The organism is Paenibacillus sp. J45TS6 (assembly GCF_018403285.1).
In the GTDB taxonomy this organism is placed as follows: Bacteria; Bacillota; Bacilli; order Paenibacillales; family Paenibacillaceae; genus Paenibacillus.
In genome coordinates this window covers 99,568-119,323 of the sequence record NZ_BOSJ01000012.1, presented here as the reverse complement: position 1 = coordinate 119,323, position 19,756 = coordinate 99,568, and the positions used below count along the sequence as shown (strand labels likewise).

Sequence of the window (19,756 nt, the reverse complement as noted above, 5' to 3'; positions counted from 1 at the left end):
TGACAGGTTTCTCGGGAAATATCCTAAACACTTGTCATCTGCTTTTTAGGTTCAAAAAAAAGGGTATCCTCCGCTCGGAGGATACCCTTTTTGGTTTTAGTGATTATTTTTTTCGGTGGATTCATCAATCCATCCAAGTTTATGGAACAGACCGAACAGAAGGCTTGCAATCATACCCACTATGGTTGCTAGTGCCATCCCTTTTAGTTCAACCGTACCAATGGTAAGTGTTGCACCACTGAGGCCTGTTACAAATACTAAGGTAGTAAGTATCATATTACTTGTTTTAGAAAAGTCTACTTTTTGTTCTACAAAAATACGGAAACCAGATGCAGCTATGATCCCGAAGAGCAAAAGTGATACGCCGCCCATGACTGCATCAGGAATATTAGCGACTACAGCTGTAAACGTACCTGAGAATGACAATACAACAGCAATAATCGCTGCACCGCCAATAACAAAAATGGAATACACTTTTGTAAGTGCCATAACACCAATATTCTCACCATATGTTGTGTTCGGTGTAGATCCGACAAAACCAGAAATGATGGTTGAGATTCCGTTACCTAGTAGAGAGCGATGAAGCCCGGGGTCTTTTGATAAATCTTTTCCAACAATACTGCCTGTGACGAGTAGATGACCAATGTGTTCGACAATAACAACAAGTGCCACAGGTACAATGGTAACAATCACGCCAATATCCCATGAAGGAGTAGTAATTGTTGGTGCAGTTATAAGGTCCACATTTGTAATAGAATGAATATCAACTTCGCCCATGAAAAAGGCTAGTGCATAACCTGTAACGATCCCAATCAAAATATGAATGATTTTAGCAAACCCGCGGAACAAGAGTGCACCTAGTACGGTTACACCCAGAGTTACCATAGAGAGTGTAATTGTGGTAGCGTCAGGAGCCCAATTGGGATTGGTTGCCGGGTTAGAATTAATTAGTCCTGCCATTCCTGCGGCAACAGGGACGATTTCTAGTCCAATCAGGGCAACAACAGCACCCATTACAGCGGGTGGGAAGAGTACGTCCAGCCATCTTGTCCCAACAAACTTAACAATAAGTGCTACGAGACAGAAGATAATACCGGTAATAATAAAAGCAGCCAGTGCCATTGAGTATCCATTACCCGGATTATTTTTCAGTACCATTCCTACAGGTGCTAAGAAAGCAAAACTTGATCCAAGATAAGCAGGGATTTTCCCTTTACATATAAATATGTACAGAAGTGTCCCTAATCCGTTCATTAACAAAATCATACCCGGGTCTACCCCAAAGTAGTTAGGAACAAGTACGGTACTTCCAAACATAGCGAACAAATGTTGGATACTAAGTAAAAAACCTGGACCCAATGGTAATTTCTCATTAACTTGTATTTCGCGTTGCAAAATGAGTTCACTCCTTATTCAATTTTCATGTCATGCTGTAAAAACGTCATCGCAAACAATCTTTACTAGGATATACAGATTCCCATCATTTTTCAATGTAATTTTTTGCGGAAAAGTGGTCATGCTGGATCAAGCGCAGAGGAAAGGAATACGGAGAAATGGTGATTCCCATCAGATTATGTCATCTACTGGCGATGGTTGACGTAGAAGCAGGTAAGCGTCATAATATTATAAAATCACTTTTTCGGGGAACCTGTGTAGATGTAAGATCGGCGGGTTCCATTTTATTATAGAAAGGAATCGGACAAATCTAGATGGGCATAGAGCAATTACTGGAGAAGGCTGGAGCCTATATCAAAGAACCTGAGCTTACCCTGATCCGTGAGGCTTATGACTTTGCTGAAGAAGCCCATCACGGACAGACGCGCAAATCAGGTGAACCGTATATATTGCATCCGCTGGCGGTGGCAGACATCGTGGTGAATATGCAGATGGACAGCATATCAATTATTGCTGCCCTGCTTCATGATGTTGTAGAAGATACTACAGTTCCTCTGGATGAAATCAGAAAGAAATTTGGCGAGACGTGTGCCATGCTGGTCGATGGATTAACTAAGCTTGAGCGAATTAAGTTCCGTTCAAAGGAAGAGCAGCAAAACGAGAATTATCGTAAGATGTTTATAGCGATGGCGCAAGATATCCGTGTCATTGTGATTAAACTTGCGGATCGTCTTCATAATATGCGGACTCTTAAATATCAGTCAGAAGAAAGCCAACGTCGTATTTCGTATGAGACCTTGGAAATTTTCTGTCCTATTGCTAATCGGTTAGGTATTTCTGCGATTAAATGGGAGATGGAGGATATCGCTTTACGATATCTGAACCCGCAGCAATATTACCGGATTGCGAATCTGATGCATAAGAAACGGGCTGAGCGTGAGCTTTATATTGATAATGTTATTGACCGAATTAATGAGAAATTGGGAGAAATGGGGATCCAGGCGGATCTTTCAGGAAGACCCAAACATATCTACAGTGTTTATAAGAAAATGACGACAAAAAACAAGCAGTTTAATGAGATTTATGATCTGCTTGCTATTCGTATTATCGTCGATAATATTAAGGACTGTTATGCAACCTTAGGTATTATCCATACCTTGTGGAAGCCGATGCCAGGCAGATTTAAAGATTATATTGCGATGCCAAAAGCAAATATGTATCAGTCGCTTCATACGACGGTTGTTGGACCAAATGGTGAGCCTACAGAGGTTCAAATTCGTACTTGGGATATGCACCGTACTGCTGAATTTGGTATTGCTGCTCACTGGGCTTATAAAGAGGGCGGAGCAAATAATCTGGAAGACAGCATCACTTTCTTCCGGGAAATTCTTGAACTGCAGAATGAAGCAAAAGATGCCTCAGAATTCGTTGAGTCACTAAAAATGGATTTCTTCTCTGATTTGGTGTTTGTCTTTACGCCAAAAGGTGAGGTCATTGAGCTTCCGGCAGGATCGGTACCGCTGGACTTTGCTTACCGAATCCATACAGAGGTCGGTAATCGAACCATTGGGGCAAAAGTGAACGGCCGGATTGTTCCGCTGGATTATCAGCTGAAAACCGGGGATATCGTAGAGATTTTGACTTCCAAGCATTCATATGGTCCAAGCCGAGATTGGCTGAAAATTGCGCAATCTTCTCATGCACGCAGCAAAATTAAGCAATGGTACAAGAAAGAAAAACGGGAAGAGAATGTTGAAAAAGGCCGAGAGAGCCTAGAACGCGAAATGAAACGTCTCAGTCTTGAACCTTCTCAGTGGCTGACAGACGACAAACTTCAAGAAGTCGCTAAGCGTTTTGCTTTTAATGATATTGATGATATGTTATGTGCGATTGGATTTAGCGGTATTACAGCATCTCAAATCGTCACACGACTTACTGAAAAACTCCGTAAGGAGCAAGAAGAAACAAATCTTCTGGAACTTACTACGGAACGGAAAGAAATCAAAGTAGCACCTGAGCGCAAAGTACAGCATACCAACGGTGTGCGCGTGAAAGGAATAGACAATTTACTCGTACGCTTCGCCAGATGCTGTAATCCTGTACCTGGGGATGAAATCGTCGGCTATGTCACGCGCGGACGCGGTGTTTCGGTGCATAGAACGGACTGTCCTAACCTGCCGTCTGTCGATGGACAAGAGGAAGAAGCAGCCCGCGTGATTGAAGTGGAGTGGGAAGTCGAAAGCGAAACAGCAAACTACAGTGTCGATATTGAAATAACGGGACATGATCGGAATGGTTTGCTTAATGAGGTGCTTCAAGCTGTTTCTGAAAGCAAGACGAACATTTCTGCGGTTACAGGCAGAACAGATAAGAACAAACTGGCTCAAGTGCATATGACGATTCTCATTCGGAATACAGATCATCTGCAGTCTGTTGTGGAGAAGATCAAACGAGTGAAGGACGTATATAGCGTACATCGAATTATGCAATAGGCTGTAAGGTAAGGGGTATGTAAATAGTGAAAGTGATTATCCAGCGTTGCAGCAGCGCTAAAGTTACGGTGGACGACGATATTATTGGCAAGATTGATCAAGGTCTTATGCTTCTTGTGGGTGTTACTCATGAAGACGAGGAGAAAGATGCAGATTATCTGGCTGAAAAGATTGCAGGCCTGCGTATATTTGAAGACGAATCTGGGAAAATGAATCACAGTGTTCTTGATGTACAAGGGGCTATTTTATCGGTTTCCCAGTTTACGCTATACGCAGATACACGCAAAGGAAAACGACCTAACTTCATGGCTGCAGCGAAGCCAGATGTAGCTGAACCATTGTATGAATACTTTAACGAGCAGTTAAGAAAAAAAGGGCTGCGAGTGGAGACTGGAAAGTTCGGAGCCATGATGGATGTGTCACTTACAAACGATGGCCCTGTTACTTTGATACTGGAAAGTAAAGTGTGAGAATGCTTTGGAAGTTTGTTTAAGGAACGACTCTGACTAATAAGAAAAGGACCTGGACATAATAGGAGATATACCTGAAATGATCCGCTAAAAAGAAGGTGCTTTTCTTATGCGTCAATCTTTTAAACAAGCGAATATGAGTTACTCCTCTTTACTTCTGCCGAGCAGTGTTTCGGAAGCGATGCACCTTGCCAGGCAGGCATCAAGCAATCTACCGGCTTTTTTTGAAACAAGACAATTGGATAAACCGGCGAGAGAAAATATGCCTCGTCCTTAGAATTTATTGCGATCCTCCTGATTGGCTGTTAATTTTCAGTCAAACAAGGGGATCGCTTTTTTTGATGCATCGTTATGAAGAGAATACGACCAAGTATTTTTACCTTAGATGTTATAAAGACGGCATAGCAGGGTAATTACATCTCGAGGCACATTAGCCAGAAAGGAGACGATATCGATGAGTAAAATCGCATTTTTATTAGCAGACCAATTTGAAGATTCGGAGATGAAGGTACCTTACGATGAGGTGAAAAAAGCAGGACACGAAGTCGTTATTGTCGGACTTGAAGCAGGTAAAACCGTTAAAGGGAAACAAGAGAAAGCAGAATATAAAGTGGACAAAGCAATTGCGGATGTGAAAGCAAGTGACTTTGACGGCGTAGTCATTCCAGGCGGTTCTTCTCCAGAAGGACTAAGAGGTGATGAGAACATATTGAATTTTGTGAAAGAAATTAATCAATCGAAAAAACCAATCGCAGCGATCTGCCATGGTCCACAAATTTTAGCAAGTGCGGATCTGTTGTCCGGTCGGACCATTACTTCCTATCCACCACTGAAGGACGACATGGTTAATGCAGGCTCTACATTTGTGGATAAAGAAGTAGTCGTGGATGGTAACTTCATTACTTCCCGTACACCAGAAGATGAACCAGCATTTGTTCGTGAAATTCTAAAAGCAATTTAATTAGATATGTCACTTTACCTGGATAGATCACTTTAAAGGAGGGTTTGTCATGTCAAAGAGGATACAAGCGTATTTTAGAACGGAAAATGAGGCAGAAGGAGCAAGAACTTCACTACAGGTCTATGCGACAGAACAGCTTGAGGTTGGTGAATTAGAGTCCGGAGTAGGAAGGGAAAAACATATCCTGCTCCCCTTCGTACCGAATAACGGAGGTTCGGGCACAGCAAGCGGAACTGGAGGAGTTGGGGTAGCAGGTACAGGATCAGCTCAAGGCGTACCTATCGTACCTGTTATTACAAATGATGACCGTGGGGAAGTGACTACTGCTGATATTAACGGCAACCGGGAAGGCGGTATTCTAAATGCGGAGGATGTATCATCAGCGGATCATGACGACCTCCGGTATGTACTTTCTTGTAAAGTGAAAGATGAAGAATATAATGATGTAGTCAACAAAATTCGTCAGAACGGCGGTTTTGTAGAATCATTTGAATAACAAATAGTCAGTCAAGACAACAAGAGCTTTTTCCCAGGGGAAAGGGCTCTTGTTTTGTTATGATTTTTGTTATGATATGTATAGGAATCGACAAAATAATTAAAGCGCTTTCATATTTGTAACATACTTGTAATATAAACAACATCGTTCGTTAATATGGGCTGTTTATAATAACAGCATGACCCCCTTTTTTAATATATTTTTCTTTTAACCTACAAACCGTTTTTGTAGGTTTTTTTCTGTCTTTTTTTATTTGGTCAGCACAATAAGGCAATTTAAAATGGATATCCTTCACCTGTTGTGTAAATTTATGATGTGAAATGCTTGACTTTGAGGTATGGGTTCATTACAATCGAACAATAATAGATAATATAAATGATTCGATGACAGGACCAAGTACTCCGTGCCCCACATGCCTAGAGATGAATCCCTTTGGCTGGAAGGATTCTCATGATGACCGGACGAATGACTTCCTCGAGAACGAGTGGCGAAAGAAAGATGGAATCCTAGATGGGTTTTTGTTTGAGTAGCCATTACGCGCTGACGAGCGTTACACGTTGAAGCGAAGGAATGGCTGGTTTTTTCATGCCTGTATAAAGGGTGTGTACTAGTTCATCTTTCGAAATGTGGGTGGTACCACGGTAGATTCTTGCGATTCAGCAATCTCTCGTCCCTGTTTCAGTAATGAAACAGTGCGAGGGATTTTTTTGTTGTATAAAGATTGATTAGGATGTAGTGGAGGGATGAAAATGGCTTTTCAAAAACCGACAGGAACTCAGGATTTGTTACCAGGTGTCGTAGAAAAGTGGCAGTATGTCGAAGAGAAAGCAAGGGATCTCTGCAGACGGTTTAACTACCGCGAAATTCGCACTCCTATTTTTGAACAGACGAACTTGTTTGAACGTGGAGTGGGAGAAACAACGGATATAGTAGAGAAAGAAATGTATACGTTCCGCGATAAAGGGGATCGCAGTATGACACTTCGCCCTGAAGGAACAGCGGGGGTCGTTCGTTCTTATGTAGAGAACAAGTTATATGGAGAACCGGATGTAACTAAATTGTATTACACCGGACCTATGTTCCGTTATGAGCGTCCACAAGCGGGCCGCCAGCGTCAATTTCACCAGTTTGGTGTTGAGGTGTTCGGAGCTGTAGATCCTGCGATTGATGCTGAGGTTATCGCGCTTGGATATCAGTTCTGTCGTGAACTTGGGCTTCAAGGTGTTAGCGTAGAGCTAAACTCTGTAGGAAGTGCAGAGAGCCGTGCTGCGTACCGTGAGACTCTGCTTGGCTTCCTCAATCCAATGAAAGATACCTTGTGTAAGGATTGTCAATCTCGGATGGAGCGTAACCCGCTTCGTGTGCTGGACTGCAAAGTGGATCAGGATAAATTTACAGATGCACCTTCTATTTTAGATAGTCTTAGTGAAGAGGAAATGACTCATTTCAAAAAAGTGCAACAATACTTGGATGAAATCGAGATTCCATATACACTCAATCACCGTTTAGTAAGAGGTTTAGATTACTACACCATGACGGCGTTTGAACTCAAAGCCGAAGGAATTGGGGCGATTGATACCATTGGCGGAGGCGGAAGATATAACGGTCTGGTGGCTGGTATAGGAGGTCCGGATCAGCCAGGGATTGGTTTTGGTATCGGACTGGAAAGAATCTTACTCATCCTTGATAAACAGGGAGTAGATTTGCAGGCGGTCAAACCACTTGATGTTTATTTTGTAGCTTTAGGTGAAGCAGCTGAACATGAAATAGGAAAACAAATCTTCAAACTGCGTCAAGCAGGTTTCAGTGCAGAACGAGATTATTTGGGCCGTAAAATGAAAGCTCAAATGAAATCTGCCGATCGCTTAAAAGCACGTTACACTGCAATTCTTGGTGATGATGAACTTGAGCGTGGAGAAATTGCGATCAAGTCGATGGAAACCGGTGAGCAACAAGTTGTAAAACTAACAGATATCGAATCCGTATTACGTTAGAAGTTACAACAACTTAACATACAGCTCTATGCGAAGCAGAGCAGAACACGCCGAAGGCTAAGGGTTAAATCACTTGCCCTTACTGCTCCAAGCGAAGCGGAGTAAAACACGCCGAAGGCTAAGGTCTAAATCACTTGCCCTTACTGCCCCAAGCGAAGCGGGACAGAACATGCCGAAGGCTAAGGGTCTGAATCACTTGCCCTTACTGTCCTAAGCGAAGCGGGACAGAACACGCCGAAGGCTAAGGTCTAAATCACTTGCCCTTACTGCCCCAAGCGAAGCAGGGCAGCACACGCCGAAGGCTAAGGTCTAAATCACTTGCCCTTACTGTCCTAAGCGAAGCGGGACAGAACACGCCGAAGGCTAAGGGTCTGAATCACTTGCCTTTACTGCCCCAAGCGAAGCGGGACAGAACACGCCGAAGGCTAAGGTCTAAATCACTTGCCCTTACTGTCCTAAGCGAAGCAGGACAGAACACGCCGAAGGCTAAGGGTTTGGATCACTTGCCTTTACTGCTCCAAGCGAAGCAGGGCAGCACACGCCGAAGGCTAAGGGTCTGAATCACTTGCCCTTACTGCCCCAAGCGAAGCGGGACAGAACACGCCGAAGGCTACAAGGGTTTAAACTCTTTTAGATGTTTTTACCGGCGGCTCGAGCAAAGCTGAGCAGTGTACCAGCCGAAGGCGTATTCAGCGCATGGAAGCTGCGTCGGCGTATTTGCAAAGCAAGTACGCAAGACAAGCAGCGACTCCTTCCACAAACGTAAGTTTTTTCAACCATCCACTACCTGAGATCAGTTCGCTAGTTCCGGGTGTCCAGAGGGCAGCGCCTTCTGGGGTCCTCCCTGTCAGGGAGGATTTAGGTGGGTGCATTATAACTATAAGGGAGCAATCACAAATGAAAAGAAGTCATTATTGCGGTACACTGACGACCGAACATATTGGACAAACGGTAACACTGAACGGATGGGTACAAACTCGCCGTGACTTGGGAGGCGTTCTTTTTATTGACCTGCGTGACCGCAGTGGTATTGTACAGGTTGTATTTAACCCGGCATATTCCGGTGAAGCACTGAGTATTGCAGATCGCGTTCGTTCCGAGTATGTTATTGCCGTATCAGGAACCGTAGTGAAACGTGACGAAGAAACCGTTAACGCAAACTTGCCGACGGGGCAAATTGAAGTGCAAATCACAGAAATCGAAGTACTGAATGCAGCAAAAACACCTCCATTCTTCATTGAAGATGGAATTGAAGTAGATGAGTCTCTGCGTCTGAAATATCGCTATATGGACTTGCGTCGTCCTGAAATGCAAAAAACGCTTAAACTTCGTTCAAAAGCAGCAAAAGTATTCCGTGACTTTTTAGACGGACAAGACTTTGTTGAAGTAGAAACACCAATTCTGACGAAAAGTTCACCAGAAGGTGCACGTGACTATTTGGTACCAAGCCGTGTGCATGATGGAGAGTTCTTCGCTCTTCCACAATCTCCACAAATCTACAAACAGCTGCTAATGGTGAGCGGACTTGAGCGTTACTACCAAATCGCTCGTTGTTTCCGTGACGAAGATCTTCGTGCGGACCGTCAACCTGAATTTACACAAGTCGATATCGAAACTTCCTTCTTGCAGCAGGATGATCTGCTTCCAATGATGGAAGAACTCATGGTTAAATTGTTCCGTGAAACCAAAGGAATTGAACTTGAGACTCCTTTCCAACGTATTACTTATGCTGATGCCATAGGCAAATACGGTTCAGATAAACCGGATCTTCGTTTCGGACTGGAACTGGTAGAAATGAATGATATTGTATCCACAAGCGGAGTGAAAGTATTTGCTTCTGTCATTGAAAAAGGCGGAGAAGTAAAATGCTTAAACGCAAAAGGCTGCGGAACTTGGACGCGTAAAGAGATCGACGATCTTGGACCTTATGCTGCTCGTTATGGAGCTAAAGGGCTTGCATGGATTCAAGTAAAAGAAGGGGAATTCAAAGGACCTATCGTAAAATTCATGTCCCCGGAAGAAATTGAAGCAATTAGAGAGCGTACAGGCGCAGAAGATGGAGACTTGCTGTTATTCTCCGCGGATAACAAAAAAGTGGTAGCCGATGTACTCGGGGCGCTCCGTTTGAAAATCGGCCGTGACCTAGGTCTGATCGATGACAACAAATTTAAGTTTGCTTGGGTCGTAGACTTCCCTCTCCTCGGATATGATGAGGATGAAAAACGTTATGTAGCGGAACACCATCCGTTCACACGTCCAAAAGATGAAGACCTTCACCTGTTCGAAACAGATCCAGGTCAGATTCGTGCTCAAGCTTATGACCTTGTACTCAACGGTTATGAAGTAGGCGGTGGTTCGATGCGTATTTACAAACGTGACATCCAAGAGAAAATGTTTAATGCAATTGGTTTGTCTCCAGAAGAAGCAAACGATAAGTTTGGATATCTGATGGAAGCATTTGAATATGGTACACCACCACACGGCGGGATTGCGTTTGGATTTGACCGTCTGGTTATGCTTCTTGCAGGCCGTACAAACTTGCGTGAAACGATTGCTTTCCCGAAAACAGCAAGCGCAACAGATCTGCTTATGAATGCACCTTCCGAAGTTGATGCGAAACAACTCGAGCAACTTCATATCCGAGTGGCACGTAAAGTCAAAGCAGAAAAGAATTAAGTAAGGGGGACAAAAAGTCACCATGCTACATCAATTTTCTAGAACAGAACTTGCCATCGGAGCAGAAGGCCTCGACAAACTCAAGAACAGCACAGTAGCTGTTCTTGGAATCGGGGGCGTAGGTTCTATGGCAGTCGAAGCCCTGGCAAGATCTGGGGTAGGACGGATTATCCTGATCGATAAAGATGTCGTGGATATTACGAATATTAATCGTCAAATTCACGCGCTGACCACAACAATTGGTCAGAAAAAAGCGGATCTAATGGTAGATCGGGTAAAACTCATCAATCCAGAATGTGATGCAATCGCACTAAATATGTTCTACACGGACGAAACCTATGAAGAACTTTTTAAATACGATCTGGATTATGTACTAGATGCGTCCGATACGATTATTTACAAAATCCATCTGATTAAAGAATGCCGTAAGAGAGGTATTCCGATGATCTCTAGTATGGGCGCAGCGAATAAAATGGATCCAACCAAATTTGAGGTTGCGGATATTTCCAAAACATCAATGGATCCCATTGCAAGAGTAATACGCAATAAGCTTCGTAAAGAAGAAGGGATTAAAAAAGGAGTTAAAGTCGTTTTCTCTACCGAACAACCGATAAAGCCGCGTCAAGATGTGACTGAAAAGATTGTTCCCGAAAATGCACCTGAAATTCGTAAAGCAAAGCAGCCTCCGGCTAGCAATGCTTATGTCCCTCCCGTAGTTGGGCTTATTATGGTCAGTGAAGCCATTCGCGATCTGCTCGCTGACATTTCTGTGTAATGTAAGAGAACTATGTACAAACTAGATTTATCCGCGTGAACACTTAACGCTTGGTGTTCACGCTTTTCTATGTCTATAGGTGAATGTAGGAAAGGAAAGAGGAACATAAACATGAAGCAAAATGGGTGGACTCGTTCTCTGGGAATGAGGCAGGATGATGTAGTGAAGAAAGAAATAGGCGCGGGAATCATCTCGTATTTTGCCATTGTGTATATTGTGATGGTTAATGCTTCTATTCTGGCGGATGCGGGAATGCCGCTGCAGGCAGCAATGGTAGGTACGCTTCTGACTTCCATTGCAGGATGTTTACTGATGGCTTTCATCGGTAAATCACCTATTATTGTCGTTCCGGGTATGGGGATTAATGCATTTTTTACGTACACGCTTGTTCACTCTATGAATTTGAGCTGGCAAGAAGCGCTTGCAGTAGTTACCGTAACTGGGATCTTGTTTGCCGTGGTTGCTTTTACGAGTCTATATAAAGTGATCAGTGAGGCAATACCGCACAATCTGCAACATGGAATTACAGTAGGGATTGGACTCTTCCTTACGTTTATCGGACTGCAGAAGAGCGGGATCGTGGTTGCACATCAAACGACATTTGTTACGATCGGACATTTTGATGACCCAGGAGTGCTGACTGCCTGTATAACTTTACTGCTCGCGTTTGTTTTATTTGTTCGAAATGTGCCTGGAGGTCTACTGATCAGTATGGTATCGGGAACGGCCCTTGCTTATCTGCTGGGAGCGGCGGAACTTCCTGCACAAATGATGTCGGCGGCAGAGCCTCTTCAGCAATATGGCCAGCTCTTCGCTGAGTTGTCATTTGGGGGACTTGTACAGTTATCTTTTTGGATTGCTGTATTTTTACTATTGCTTATTGTCGTCTTCGAGAACATTGGACTCATTGCATCTCACACGAGTATTATTGGCCGGCCTGAAACATTCCCTGGGAGTCTGCGTGCTCTATCCATTACGAATGTGTTTGCCGGTATTTTCGGAACCAGTCCTGTCGTAGCTGCTGCGGAAACAACGGCAGGGATCGCTGCTGGGGGAAGAACCGGACTGACATCGTTTACGACTGCCATACTTTTCTGTGCTACCTTTTTCTTCATTCCTGTTCTTACGCTGATTCCGGATAGTGCAATTGCTCCAATTCTAATTGTAATCGGTGGACTTATGGTACAAAGCGTGAAAGATATGGATTTTTCCGAATACACGGAAGCTTTTCCGGCATTTTTAATTATGGTGATGATTCCATTCACATACAGTATTGTAGATGGGATGGCTTTCGGTTTTATTGCATACCCCGTAGCCAAAATCGCTGCTGGAAAAGCAAAAGAAGTACCTAAAGTCATGTATGGAATTGCGGCCCTGTTTTTACTTAACTTTATTATTTATGCACTCTTGTGAATCAATTTCATAACTCATATAAAGGTGCTGTGAAATTGAATCTTGTAAAATAAATAAGCTGTGAAATTTGTAAATGGAAGCTTCGCCCTAAGTGGCAAGGCTTCTTTCTTTATGCAATGTAGGGACAGGTAAACAGAATAGCTTTTTTCCATCAATTGTGTTATATTGATACTCCTTTTGCGGTACGGATAAACGTCCGAATGCAAAAACAATTCTTAGGAGGTAACTGAACATGGAGGAAACGTTTCAAAGTGCCTATCAAGAAGAAGAACAGAGGCTGAAAAACACAATGAAGGAAGTAGACCGGCAGCTCGCTAAGTTTAAGTCTATACCTGTGTATACAGGGCATGACTTTACAGAGCAAGTGCTTGAAGCAGGACGAGAAGAGCGCCGTCAGCGTCTTTCCAAAATTGTAAAAGAGCCTTATTTCGGACGTCTTGATTTTGAAGAACAAGGCACAAACAAGATGAAGCCGCTATACATTGGCAAGGTTGGTGTAGATCGGGAAGATTATACAGACCAGCCGCTCGTAATCGACTGGCGTGCCCCTATAGCTAGTCTCTTTTATTCCTTTACCGGGGGAGAAGGGCCTGCGGAGTATGAATCTCCAGAAGGGGTCGTAGAAGGACTTGTATATCTAAAACGAAATATCGTCATTAGACAACAAATTTTAGAACGTGTGGCAGATACCTATAATCGGGATAGTGATCAGCCGGCTGTATCGGATGAGTTTCTCGTTTACCGACTAGGTGAGAATAAAGATAATAAACTGCGTGACATTGTATCTACGATTCAGGCTGAACAGGACCGGATCATTCGGGCAGCACGGAATACAGCGCTGATCATACAAGGGGTGGCGGGAAGTGGTAAAACTACCGTTGCTTTGCATAGACTTGCTTTTTTACTGTATCAGTATAAAGAACAAGTATCTGCAGATAAAATGATCATATTTGCACCGAGTAATATGTTCCTTGATTATATTTCTAATGTACTGCCTGAACTGGGTGTCGGCGATATTCAGCAGAGTACATTTTCGGACTGGGCTCTTCAAATACTGAACCTTGATATACGGCTTGCCGATGCGACAGAGACACTGGATTATTGGTTCGAGAGAGAAGGAGAACTGCCTGAGATTACGGATGAAGTCCCGGGTAGGTTTAAGGGTTCAATGAAGTTCATGGACATCTTGCGTAGCTGTGTAGAGCAGATGGAGATGACCTCAGTTCCTGATATGGATTTCTCTCCATGGGATGGGAAGGTGCTGCCGCGGGCAGAGATTATGAAATGGTTTGACGAGGAATATAAACCTTATCCCCTTGCCAAGCGAAAAGAACGGGTGATGGCCCGGATCCACCGCTGGATCGAGATGGAGCTGAAGAAGGCCCCTTCTGCAGCGGTGCAGAAAGAGAGAAAGAAAAAAGCGTCAGCAAGAGAAAAAGCATATGCAAATAAATGGCCCAAATATGAGCCTCTTACTTTGTACAAACATATATTTAAGGTAGCTAAAGGCGGAAGTGTCATTCCAGACGAAATACGAAAGCAGATTCCGCAATCGGTAATGAAATCGACGGCAGCTGATCTCAAGCAAAATGTGGTGCGAGAAGAGGACCTTCCTGCATTGGTTTACTTACACGTACTCGTCAATGAAATTTCAGGCGAACAGCGTTTTGATCATGTTGTTATCGATGAAGCACAAGATTTCTCGCCGTTTCAGATCGCATTATTGGATCTGTTTGTGAAGGGTCACTCGTTCACGATTCTTGGCGATTTGTCACAAGGAATTCATGCATACCGGGGAGTTCACCGGTGGGAAGAGATGAGCCAACTTTTTGCCGAAGAACATAATGATTACTTTGCGCTTACTCGAAGTTACCGATCCACAATGGAGATTATTGAGTTTGCGAATACCATTCTCGAAAAAGGGGTACAAAGCGGCATTACAGCGGTTCCGGTGTTCCGGAGCGGTGACGGGGTTAGACTTATTGAGTATGGAGAGGATTCAAGAAAGAATACTCTCCAAAAGGCGATGCAGCATCTAATCGATAAGGAATACAGAACGGTTTCCATTGTGACACGTACCCTTCATGAAGCAAAGGAATTATACGAGGAGCTGAAAAGCGCTGGAGTAGAAGTGAATTTAATTGATGATGGGAAAAAGCAGTACGAGGGCGGTTACTCTGTATTGCCTGTGTATTTATCAAAAGGGCTTGAATTCGACGCAGTGATTGTAGCTGACGCCGACCAGGATCACTATGGAAACAGCTCTTGGGATGCGAAACTGCTGTATGTAGGATGTACCCGTGCACTCCATGAGTTGTGGCTTATGAATGGCAGTGAGCGTCCCGTTTACGTGGAGCAAGAAGCAAAAGAAGTGGTAATACATGGCTGGCCAAGCGAATAAGCTGCCTCGTGCCTGAATGTCACTAATAAAAAAAGCTGGAGGGAAGATCATAATCTCATTTATGAGAGCTATGCATTGCCCTCAGCTTTTTTGTTTAGAGCTAAAGTTGAAATGATTTTCTTAGTCATTGTACTCGTTCTCCCGCGATTCTTGGAGTGGGGGCAGTATAGCTTGTTTCTTTTTACGCTGTAGTTCCCGCTGGTTAAAATAAAGCTGAATAAGATTTAAGGCCCATAGAACAAGTAAATAAGAGTGGAGTAATATGGTGAATATGATATCAGTAATAATGTGTTCTTGTGACTTTGATCCAAGTTCTCTCAACAAGGGTATCGAGTCATGATAGATGACTGTAAAATAAATTTGTATAGCACTTGTTGCTAATCCAAAAATGGATATGACTAAATTTAGCCAAAAATTCCTCATCTCAGACGCAACCATCTGAACTGTCAAAACATCGTTTTTTTGGTCACGGTATTTTCTCATAAAGTAAATAGATAAAAGAGTAATAGTTATTACAAAACAGACACTGTATTCTAACAAGAGGATTTCTTTATCATAGTGGTAAGATAGAAAAAAACGACCTAATAAAATGATATTAATGGATAGGGCTGCGGTGATCGGATAATATTTTGAAATTTTCATAAACGAATCCCTCATTTACTTTGTTTAGATTAACTAATATTACCATATAAAAAAGGATTTCATGCGGCTGAACTGGAATGTTAGAAAATAAGTTTGTTATGGAGGTGTTCTCATGAGATGTGGCGCCAAACGATACGTCGTGATTACAGAAGCAGGCGGTCAAACAAAGGAAACGATTGTAAAAGCCAGAACTGCCATAGAGGCAAGAAAAGTAATTCGTAAACAATATGGACCCTCGGTTCCCATTCAGAACGTATATGTATTGCCAGAAGAACAAGTTCAAGAAGGCACTATGTTATCATAGAAGATAGAGTGTTTAAGGTCTTAAGTAAGTAAAGGAAGTGAATGCATCATGGATTTATTCTCGTTTAGTCAGGATTCAGAGCCGAAAGCAAGGCTTCTTGCTGACCGGATGCGGCCACAGAACCTAGATGAATATATTGGTCAGGAACATATCGTAGGACCGGGAAAGCTGCTAAGACGAGCGATTGAAGCAGACCAGGTATCTTCCATTCTTCTGTATGGACCGCCTGGATGCGGAAAAACAACACTTGCACACATTATTTCTCATCATACAAAGGGACATTTCGTTCGTCTTAATGCGGTTGATGCGACGGTTAAAGATGTTCGCGAAGTGATAGATCAAGCCCACAATAATAAAGCGATGTATGGAACGAAGACGATCCTGTTTCTGGATGAAGTTCACCGTTTTAACAGCTCAAGGCAGGATGCGCTTCTTCCTGCTGTCGAGAAAGGGACGATTATTTTTATCGGTGCAACAACGGAAAATCCTTTTCACTATGTAAATGGGGCCCTTCTCAGCCGTTCGACTTTGTTTCAGCTGGAATCTTTAACGAAGGAACATTCATTAGTAGCGATGAGAAGAGCACTACAGGACTCAGAAAAAGGGCTTGGATTCATGGATCTTGCAGCCGATGATGAAGCACTTCTTCATATTGCCACGATGGCGAATGGGGATATTCGCAGAGCGCTGAATGCGCTTGAACTGGCGGCGCTCACTACGCCTCCCCAGCAGGACGGAACGGTGCATATTACGCTTGCGGTAGCGGAGGAATCGATACGCCGGCCGATTGTAAAAGCGGACGAGTCAACGCAGTATGACGTTTTATCCGCCTTTCATAAAAGTATCCGCGGATCAAGTGATGCCGCCTTATTCTGGTTTTTATATGCTGTAGAAAAGCTCGGTATGGATCCGATGGTATTTATCCGCAGACTGATTGCGGCAAGCAGTGAAGATATTGGACTTGCTAGTCCAAATGCAATGGTACAGGCTGTTGCTGCACTGGATGCCTACCGAAATAACGGCTGGCCTGAAGCTAAGCTGAATATTGCGCAGGCTATACTATTTGCCGTGGAAAGTCCAAAATCTAACCGGGTATATACGGCGATCTCAAGCGCGATGAATGCGATTGAGGACCTGAAGTCTGCCGATGTTCCTTTACATCTTAGAGATGGTCATTACAAAGGTTCAGTACAGCTTGGTCATGTCGGCTATCAATATCCGCATAATTTCCCGGGACATTATGTAGAGCAGCAGTACTTGCCTAAAGAAATTAGTAATTACGTTTTCTATGAAGCTTCGGAACAAGGGAATGAAGCGAAGATTAAGGTTAACCAGGACCGTAGGCGTATACGTAATCAAGGGCGTTGACCATAGAATTAAATCAGGACGGGCATAGAGAGATTTGTATTGGTTCTAGCCCTAGCAATGTGTACAGAGGAGAATTTCGGAGTTATGAGAGAACTGATATATGTAGGAGCAGGCGGTTTTCTGGGCACGGTTCTTAGGTATGGAGTCCAGTTAGGGCTGGAACCTGCATCTTCTAACTTTCCACTAGCGGTGCTAATGATCAATTTAGCAGGGTGTTTTTTTCTAGGGTGGTTTTTCACCATTACCCCTACGAAGTGGCAGATCTCTGCTGAATGGAGATTACTTATCGGTACAGGCTTTACGGGTGCATTTACTACCTTCTCTACTTTTTCAGTAGATAGTATTCATCTGTTTCAGGATGGTCAAGTGGGTCTGGCAGTAAGCTATATTTTGCTCAGTGTTGTTATTGGACTGCTCATGAGCCTCATCGGTATAAAAGCAGGGGAACGGATGACTTCCTCCCGCTATCCAAGGGAGAGTAAGCGATGATTTGGTTAGCAGGATTGGGCGGGATTGCTGGAGCTATTATGAGATACTCGTTAGGACGTTACATCATGAAAAGGGTACACAATGATTCGCCGTATCCATTTCCTTTGGGAACATGGGTTATTAATATCAGCGGATCGCTTTTGCTTGGTGTATTGTTCGGTTTATCTAAAGCAGAGCTGTTATCCTCTGTATGGTGGGCAGTGCTTGGCACTGGATTTTACGGAGCGTATACCACGTTCTCCACATTCGGATATGAGACGATGCAGCTGATTACTGCAAATAAGGTAGGCAAGGCTTGCATGTATGTGATCAGTTCGGTTACGCTCGGACTTATCGCTGCTTGGATCGGAATTTGGGTTGTCGGCATCTTCATTCATTAAGGGATGGATGGAGAAGATTTTTCTTATAGGCAGGAAAAAAGCCATCCTTCATGGTAATACATGAGGGATGGCTTATATTTTAGAATTCTGTTTTATACCAGGATGTTAGACTCATATGGTACTTTTTCAACTTGATCAATCGTTCCGCCTCCAAGACAAACGTCACCATCATAGAAAACAACGGCTTGTCCTGGGGTGATTGCTTTTTGCTGTTGATCAAAAGCAACATGAACCGTACCGTCTTTACGCCATGTCAGAGTAACACCTTGATCAGGCTGACGATATCTGAATTTGGCAGTGCAATGGAATGGTTCCTTCGGCGTTTGGTCGCTGCCCGCAATCCAGTTCACACCTGTCGCAATAAGTCCTGTTGAATACAGACTAGGATGCTGATCACCTTGAACGACATAAAGAATGTTCTTCGTAAGATCTTTGTCAGCTACAAACCAAGGTTGTCCGTTACCTGAACCGCCGATACCCAGACCTTGACGCTGCCCGAGGGTGTAGTACATGAGTCCATCGTGACGGCCTTTTACTTCACCACTTTCGATGTCCACCATGTCTCCGGATTTAGCTGGCAAATAACCAGAAAGGAATTCTTTGAAATTACGTTCACCTATAAAACAAACGCCTGTACTGTCTTTTTTCTTGGCAGTATATAGACCAGCCTCCTCCGCTAAGCGCCGAACTTCCGGTTTAGGAAGGTGCCCGATCGGGAACATCGCTCTGGAAAGCTGTTCTTGACTGAGGGCATTCAGGAAGTAAGTTTGATCCTTGTTATTGTCTACGCCGCGAAGAAGTGTGTATTTCCCATCTTCTTGAACGAGTCTTGCATAATGTCCTGTTGCCACATAATCCGCGCCAAGATCAAGCGCTTTGTTAAGAAATTCTCCGAACTTGATCTCGCGGTTGCACATGACATCAGGATTCGGTGTCCGTCCGGACTTATATTCATCGAGGAAATAGGAAAATACTTTATCAAAATATTCCTTCTCGAAGTTAACTGTATAATAAGGGATATCCAGTTGTTCACAGACGCGGCGGACATCTTCCGCATCATCTTCTGCCGTGCAGTGTCCGAATTCATCGGTGTCGTCCCAGTTTTTCATGAAAATACCGATGACGTCGTAACCCTGCTCTTTGAGTAGCAGTGCTGTGACGGAGGAATCAACGCCTCCCGACATGCCGACGATGACGCGGGTGTTTTTGTTGTCGTTAGACATCGTCATCACCATCTTTAATTAGAATGTTTTTACGCGTTTTATTGTAACACATTCGTGGTTAACTTACGATAGAATGGAAAAGCTGTATTTATGTCCTTCCAGGACGGACATTTTTACTATTATCGTCAAGGTTTATTTTCCATATTCAGCATTCTTATGTTACCATTATCAAAGGGTTATGATCGGAATAGAGTGGATTGGTGAAATATAGAAAAAGACAAAGAGACTTTTACTGATATAACAAACAAATGACTATAAATTAATGAGGTGTACCTAC

General features: G+C 43.4%; 19 protein-coding genes. 16 read left to right on the top strand and 3 right to left on the bottom strand.

Annotated features, from left to right (window positions below):
• Positions 1 to 96: 96 nt before the first annotated feature.
• Positions 97 to 1,395, bottom strand: a complete 1,299-nt coding sequence (gene uraA / locus KJS58_RS17500) for a uracil permease (protein WP_213534361.1) — start codon at positions 1,393 to 1,395, stop codon at positions 97 to 99.
• Positions 1,396 to 1,709: 314 nt separating this feature from the next.
• On the opposite strand from uraA, the gene KJS58_RS17495 reads away from it, so the two are divergent.
• The 12 genes from KJS58_RS17495 (at position 1,710) to KJS58_RS17445 (ending at position 15,073) form a co-directional block, all read left to right on the top strand.
• The gene (locus tag KJS58_RS17495; protein ID WP_213534360.1) at positions 1,710 to 3,887 is read left to right on the top strand and encodes a RelA/SpoT family protein; all 2,178 of its coding nucleotides are present in this window, start codon (positions 1,710 to 1,712) and stop codon (positions 3,885 to 3,887) included.
• Between the two features lie 26 nt (positions 3,888 to 3,913).
• Positions 3,914 to 4,357, top strand: coding sequence for a D-aminoacyl-tRNA deacylase (gene dtd / locus KJS58_RS17490; RefSeq protein WP_213534358.1), 444 nt, complete (start codon positions 3,914 to 3,916; stop codon positions 4,355 to 4,357).
• Positions 4,358 to 4,466: 109 nt separating this feature from the next.
• Positions 4,467 to 4,634 (top strand): hypothetical protein, encoded by a 168-nt coding sequence (locus KJS58_RS17485; protein WP_213534356.1) that lies wholly within the window; start codon positions 4,467 to 4,469, stop codon positions 4,632 to 4,634.
• 177 nt (positions 4,635 to 4,811) lie between these two features.
• The gene (locus tag KJS58_RS17480) at positions 4,812 to 5,318 is read left to right on the top strand and encodes a type 1 glutamine amidotransferase domain-containing protein (protein ID WP_213534354.1); all 507 of its coding nucleotides are present in this window, start codon (positions 4,812 to 4,814) and stop codon (positions 5,316 to 5,318) included.
• 49 nt (positions 5,319 to 5,367) lie between these two features.
• Positions 5,368 to 5,814 carry a hypothetical protein gene (locus tag KJS58_RS17475; protein ID WP_213534353.1) on the top strand — a complete coding sequence of 149 codons (447 nt, stop codon included), beginning with the start codon at positions 5,368 to 5,370 and terminating at the stop codon, positions 5,812 to 5,814.
• Positions 5,815 to 6,563: 749 nt separating this feature from the next.
• The gene (hisS, locus tag KJS58_RS17470; protein WP_213534351.1) at positions 6,564 to 7,808 is read left to right on the top strand and encodes a histidine--tRNA ligase; all 1,245 of its coding nucleotides are present in this window, start codon (positions 6,564 to 6,566) and stop codon (positions 7,806 to 7,808) included.
• Between the two features lie 257 nt (positions 7,809 to 8,065).
• A complete protein-coding gene (locus KJS58_RS17465) occupies positions 8,066 to 8,368 on the top strand; it encodes a hypothetical protein (protein ID WP_213534349.1) in 303 nt (100 codons plus the stop codon).
• Between the two features lie 74 nt (positions 8,369 to 8,442).
• Positions 8,443 to 8,574 carry a hypothetical protein gene (locus tag KJS58_RS25675; protein WP_283771301.1) on the top strand — a complete coding sequence of 44 codons (132 nt, stop codon included), beginning with the start codon at positions 8,443 to 8,445 and terminating at the stop codon, positions 8,572 to 8,574.
• A gap of 131 nt (positions 8,575 to 8,705) precedes the next feature.
• Entirely contained in the window at positions 8,706 to 10,484 is a 1,779-nt protein-coding gene (gene aspS, locus KJS58_RS17460) for an aspartate--tRNA ligase (protein ID WP_213534348.1), read from the top strand.
• Between the two features lie 22 nt (positions 10,485 to 10,506).
• On the top strand, positions 10,507 to 11,259 hold the full coding sequence (locus KJS58_RS17455) for a tRNA threonylcarbamoyladenosine dehydratase (RefSeq protein ID WP_160034420.1): 753 nt from the start codon (positions 10,507 to 10,509) through the stop codon (positions 11,257 to 11,259).
• 111 nt (positions 11,260 to 11,370) lie between these two features.
• Positions 11,371 to 12,672 (top strand): NCS2 family permease, encoded by a 1,302-nt coding sequence (locus tag KJS58_RS17450; protein ID WP_213534346.1) that lies wholly within the window; start codon positions 11,371 to 11,373, stop codon positions 12,670 to 12,672.
• Positions 12,673 to 12,904: 232 nt separating this feature from the next.
• Positions 12,905 to 15,073: a HelD family protein gene (locus tag KJS58_RS17445; protein ID WP_213534344.1), complete on the top strand. Its 2,169-nt coding sequence runs from the start codon at positions 12,905 to 12,907 to the stop codon at positions 15,071 to 15,073.
• A 120-nt stretch (positions 15,074 to 15,193) separates the two neighbouring features.
• Here KJS58_RS17445 and KJS58_RS17440 read toward each other — a convergent pair whose 3' ends face one another.
• Positions 15,194 to 15,715, bottom strand: a complete 522-nt coding sequence (locus KJS58_RS17440; RefSeq protein ID WP_213534342.1) for a hypothetical protein — start codon at positions 15,713 to 15,715, stop codon at positions 15,194 to 15,196.
• 112 nt (positions 15,716 to 15,827) lie between these two features.
• Between KJS58_RS17440 and KJS58_RS17435 the strand changes: the two genes are divergently transcribed.
• The 4 genes from KJS58_RS17435 to crcB (KJS58_RS17420) all read left to right on the top strand — a co-directional run bounded on the left by KJS58_RS17435 (position 15,828) and on the right by crcB (KJS58_RS17420) (position 18,256).
• Complete coding sequence (locus KJS58_RS17435; protein WP_213534340.1) at positions 15,828 to 16,019, top strand: hypothetical protein; 192 nt, start codon at positions 15,828 to 15,830, stop codon at positions 16,017 to 16,019.
• Positions 16,020 to 16,067: 48 nt separating this feature from the next.
• Positions 16,068 to 17,387, top strand: coding sequence for a replication-associated recombination protein A (locus KJS58_RS17430; RefSeq protein ID WP_213534338.1), 1,320 nt, complete (start codon positions 16,068 to 16,070; stop codon positions 17,385 to 17,387).
• An 84-nt stretch (positions 17,388 to 17,471) separates the two neighbouring features.
• Positions 17,472 to 17,876 (top strand): fluoride efflux transporter CrcB, encoded by a 405-nt coding sequence (crcB, locus tag KJS58_RS17425; RefSeq protein ID WP_213534336.1) that lies wholly within the window; start codon positions 17,472 to 17,474, stop codon positions 17,874 to 17,876.
• Complete coding sequence (gene crcB / locus KJS58_RS17420; protein ID WP_213534334.1) at positions 17,873 to 18,256, top strand: fluoride efflux transporter CrcB; 384 nt, start codon at positions 17,873 to 17,875, stop codon at positions 18,254 to 18,256. The genes crcB (KJS58_RS17425) and crcB (KJS58_RS17420) overlap by 4 nt, the downstream gene beginning before the upstream one ends.
• Positions 18,257 to 18,348: 92 nt before the next feature.
• On the opposite strand, the gene mnmA is transcribed toward crcB (KJS58_RS17420), so the two are convergent.
• On the bottom strand, positions 18,349 to 19,479 hold the full coding sequence (gene mnmA / locus KJS58_RS17415) for a tRNA 2-thiouridine(34) synthase MnmA (protein WP_374705831.1): 1,131 nt from the start codon (positions 19,477 to 19,479) through the stop codon (positions 18,349 to 18,351).
• Positions 19,480 to 19,756: the final 277 nt, after the last annotated feature.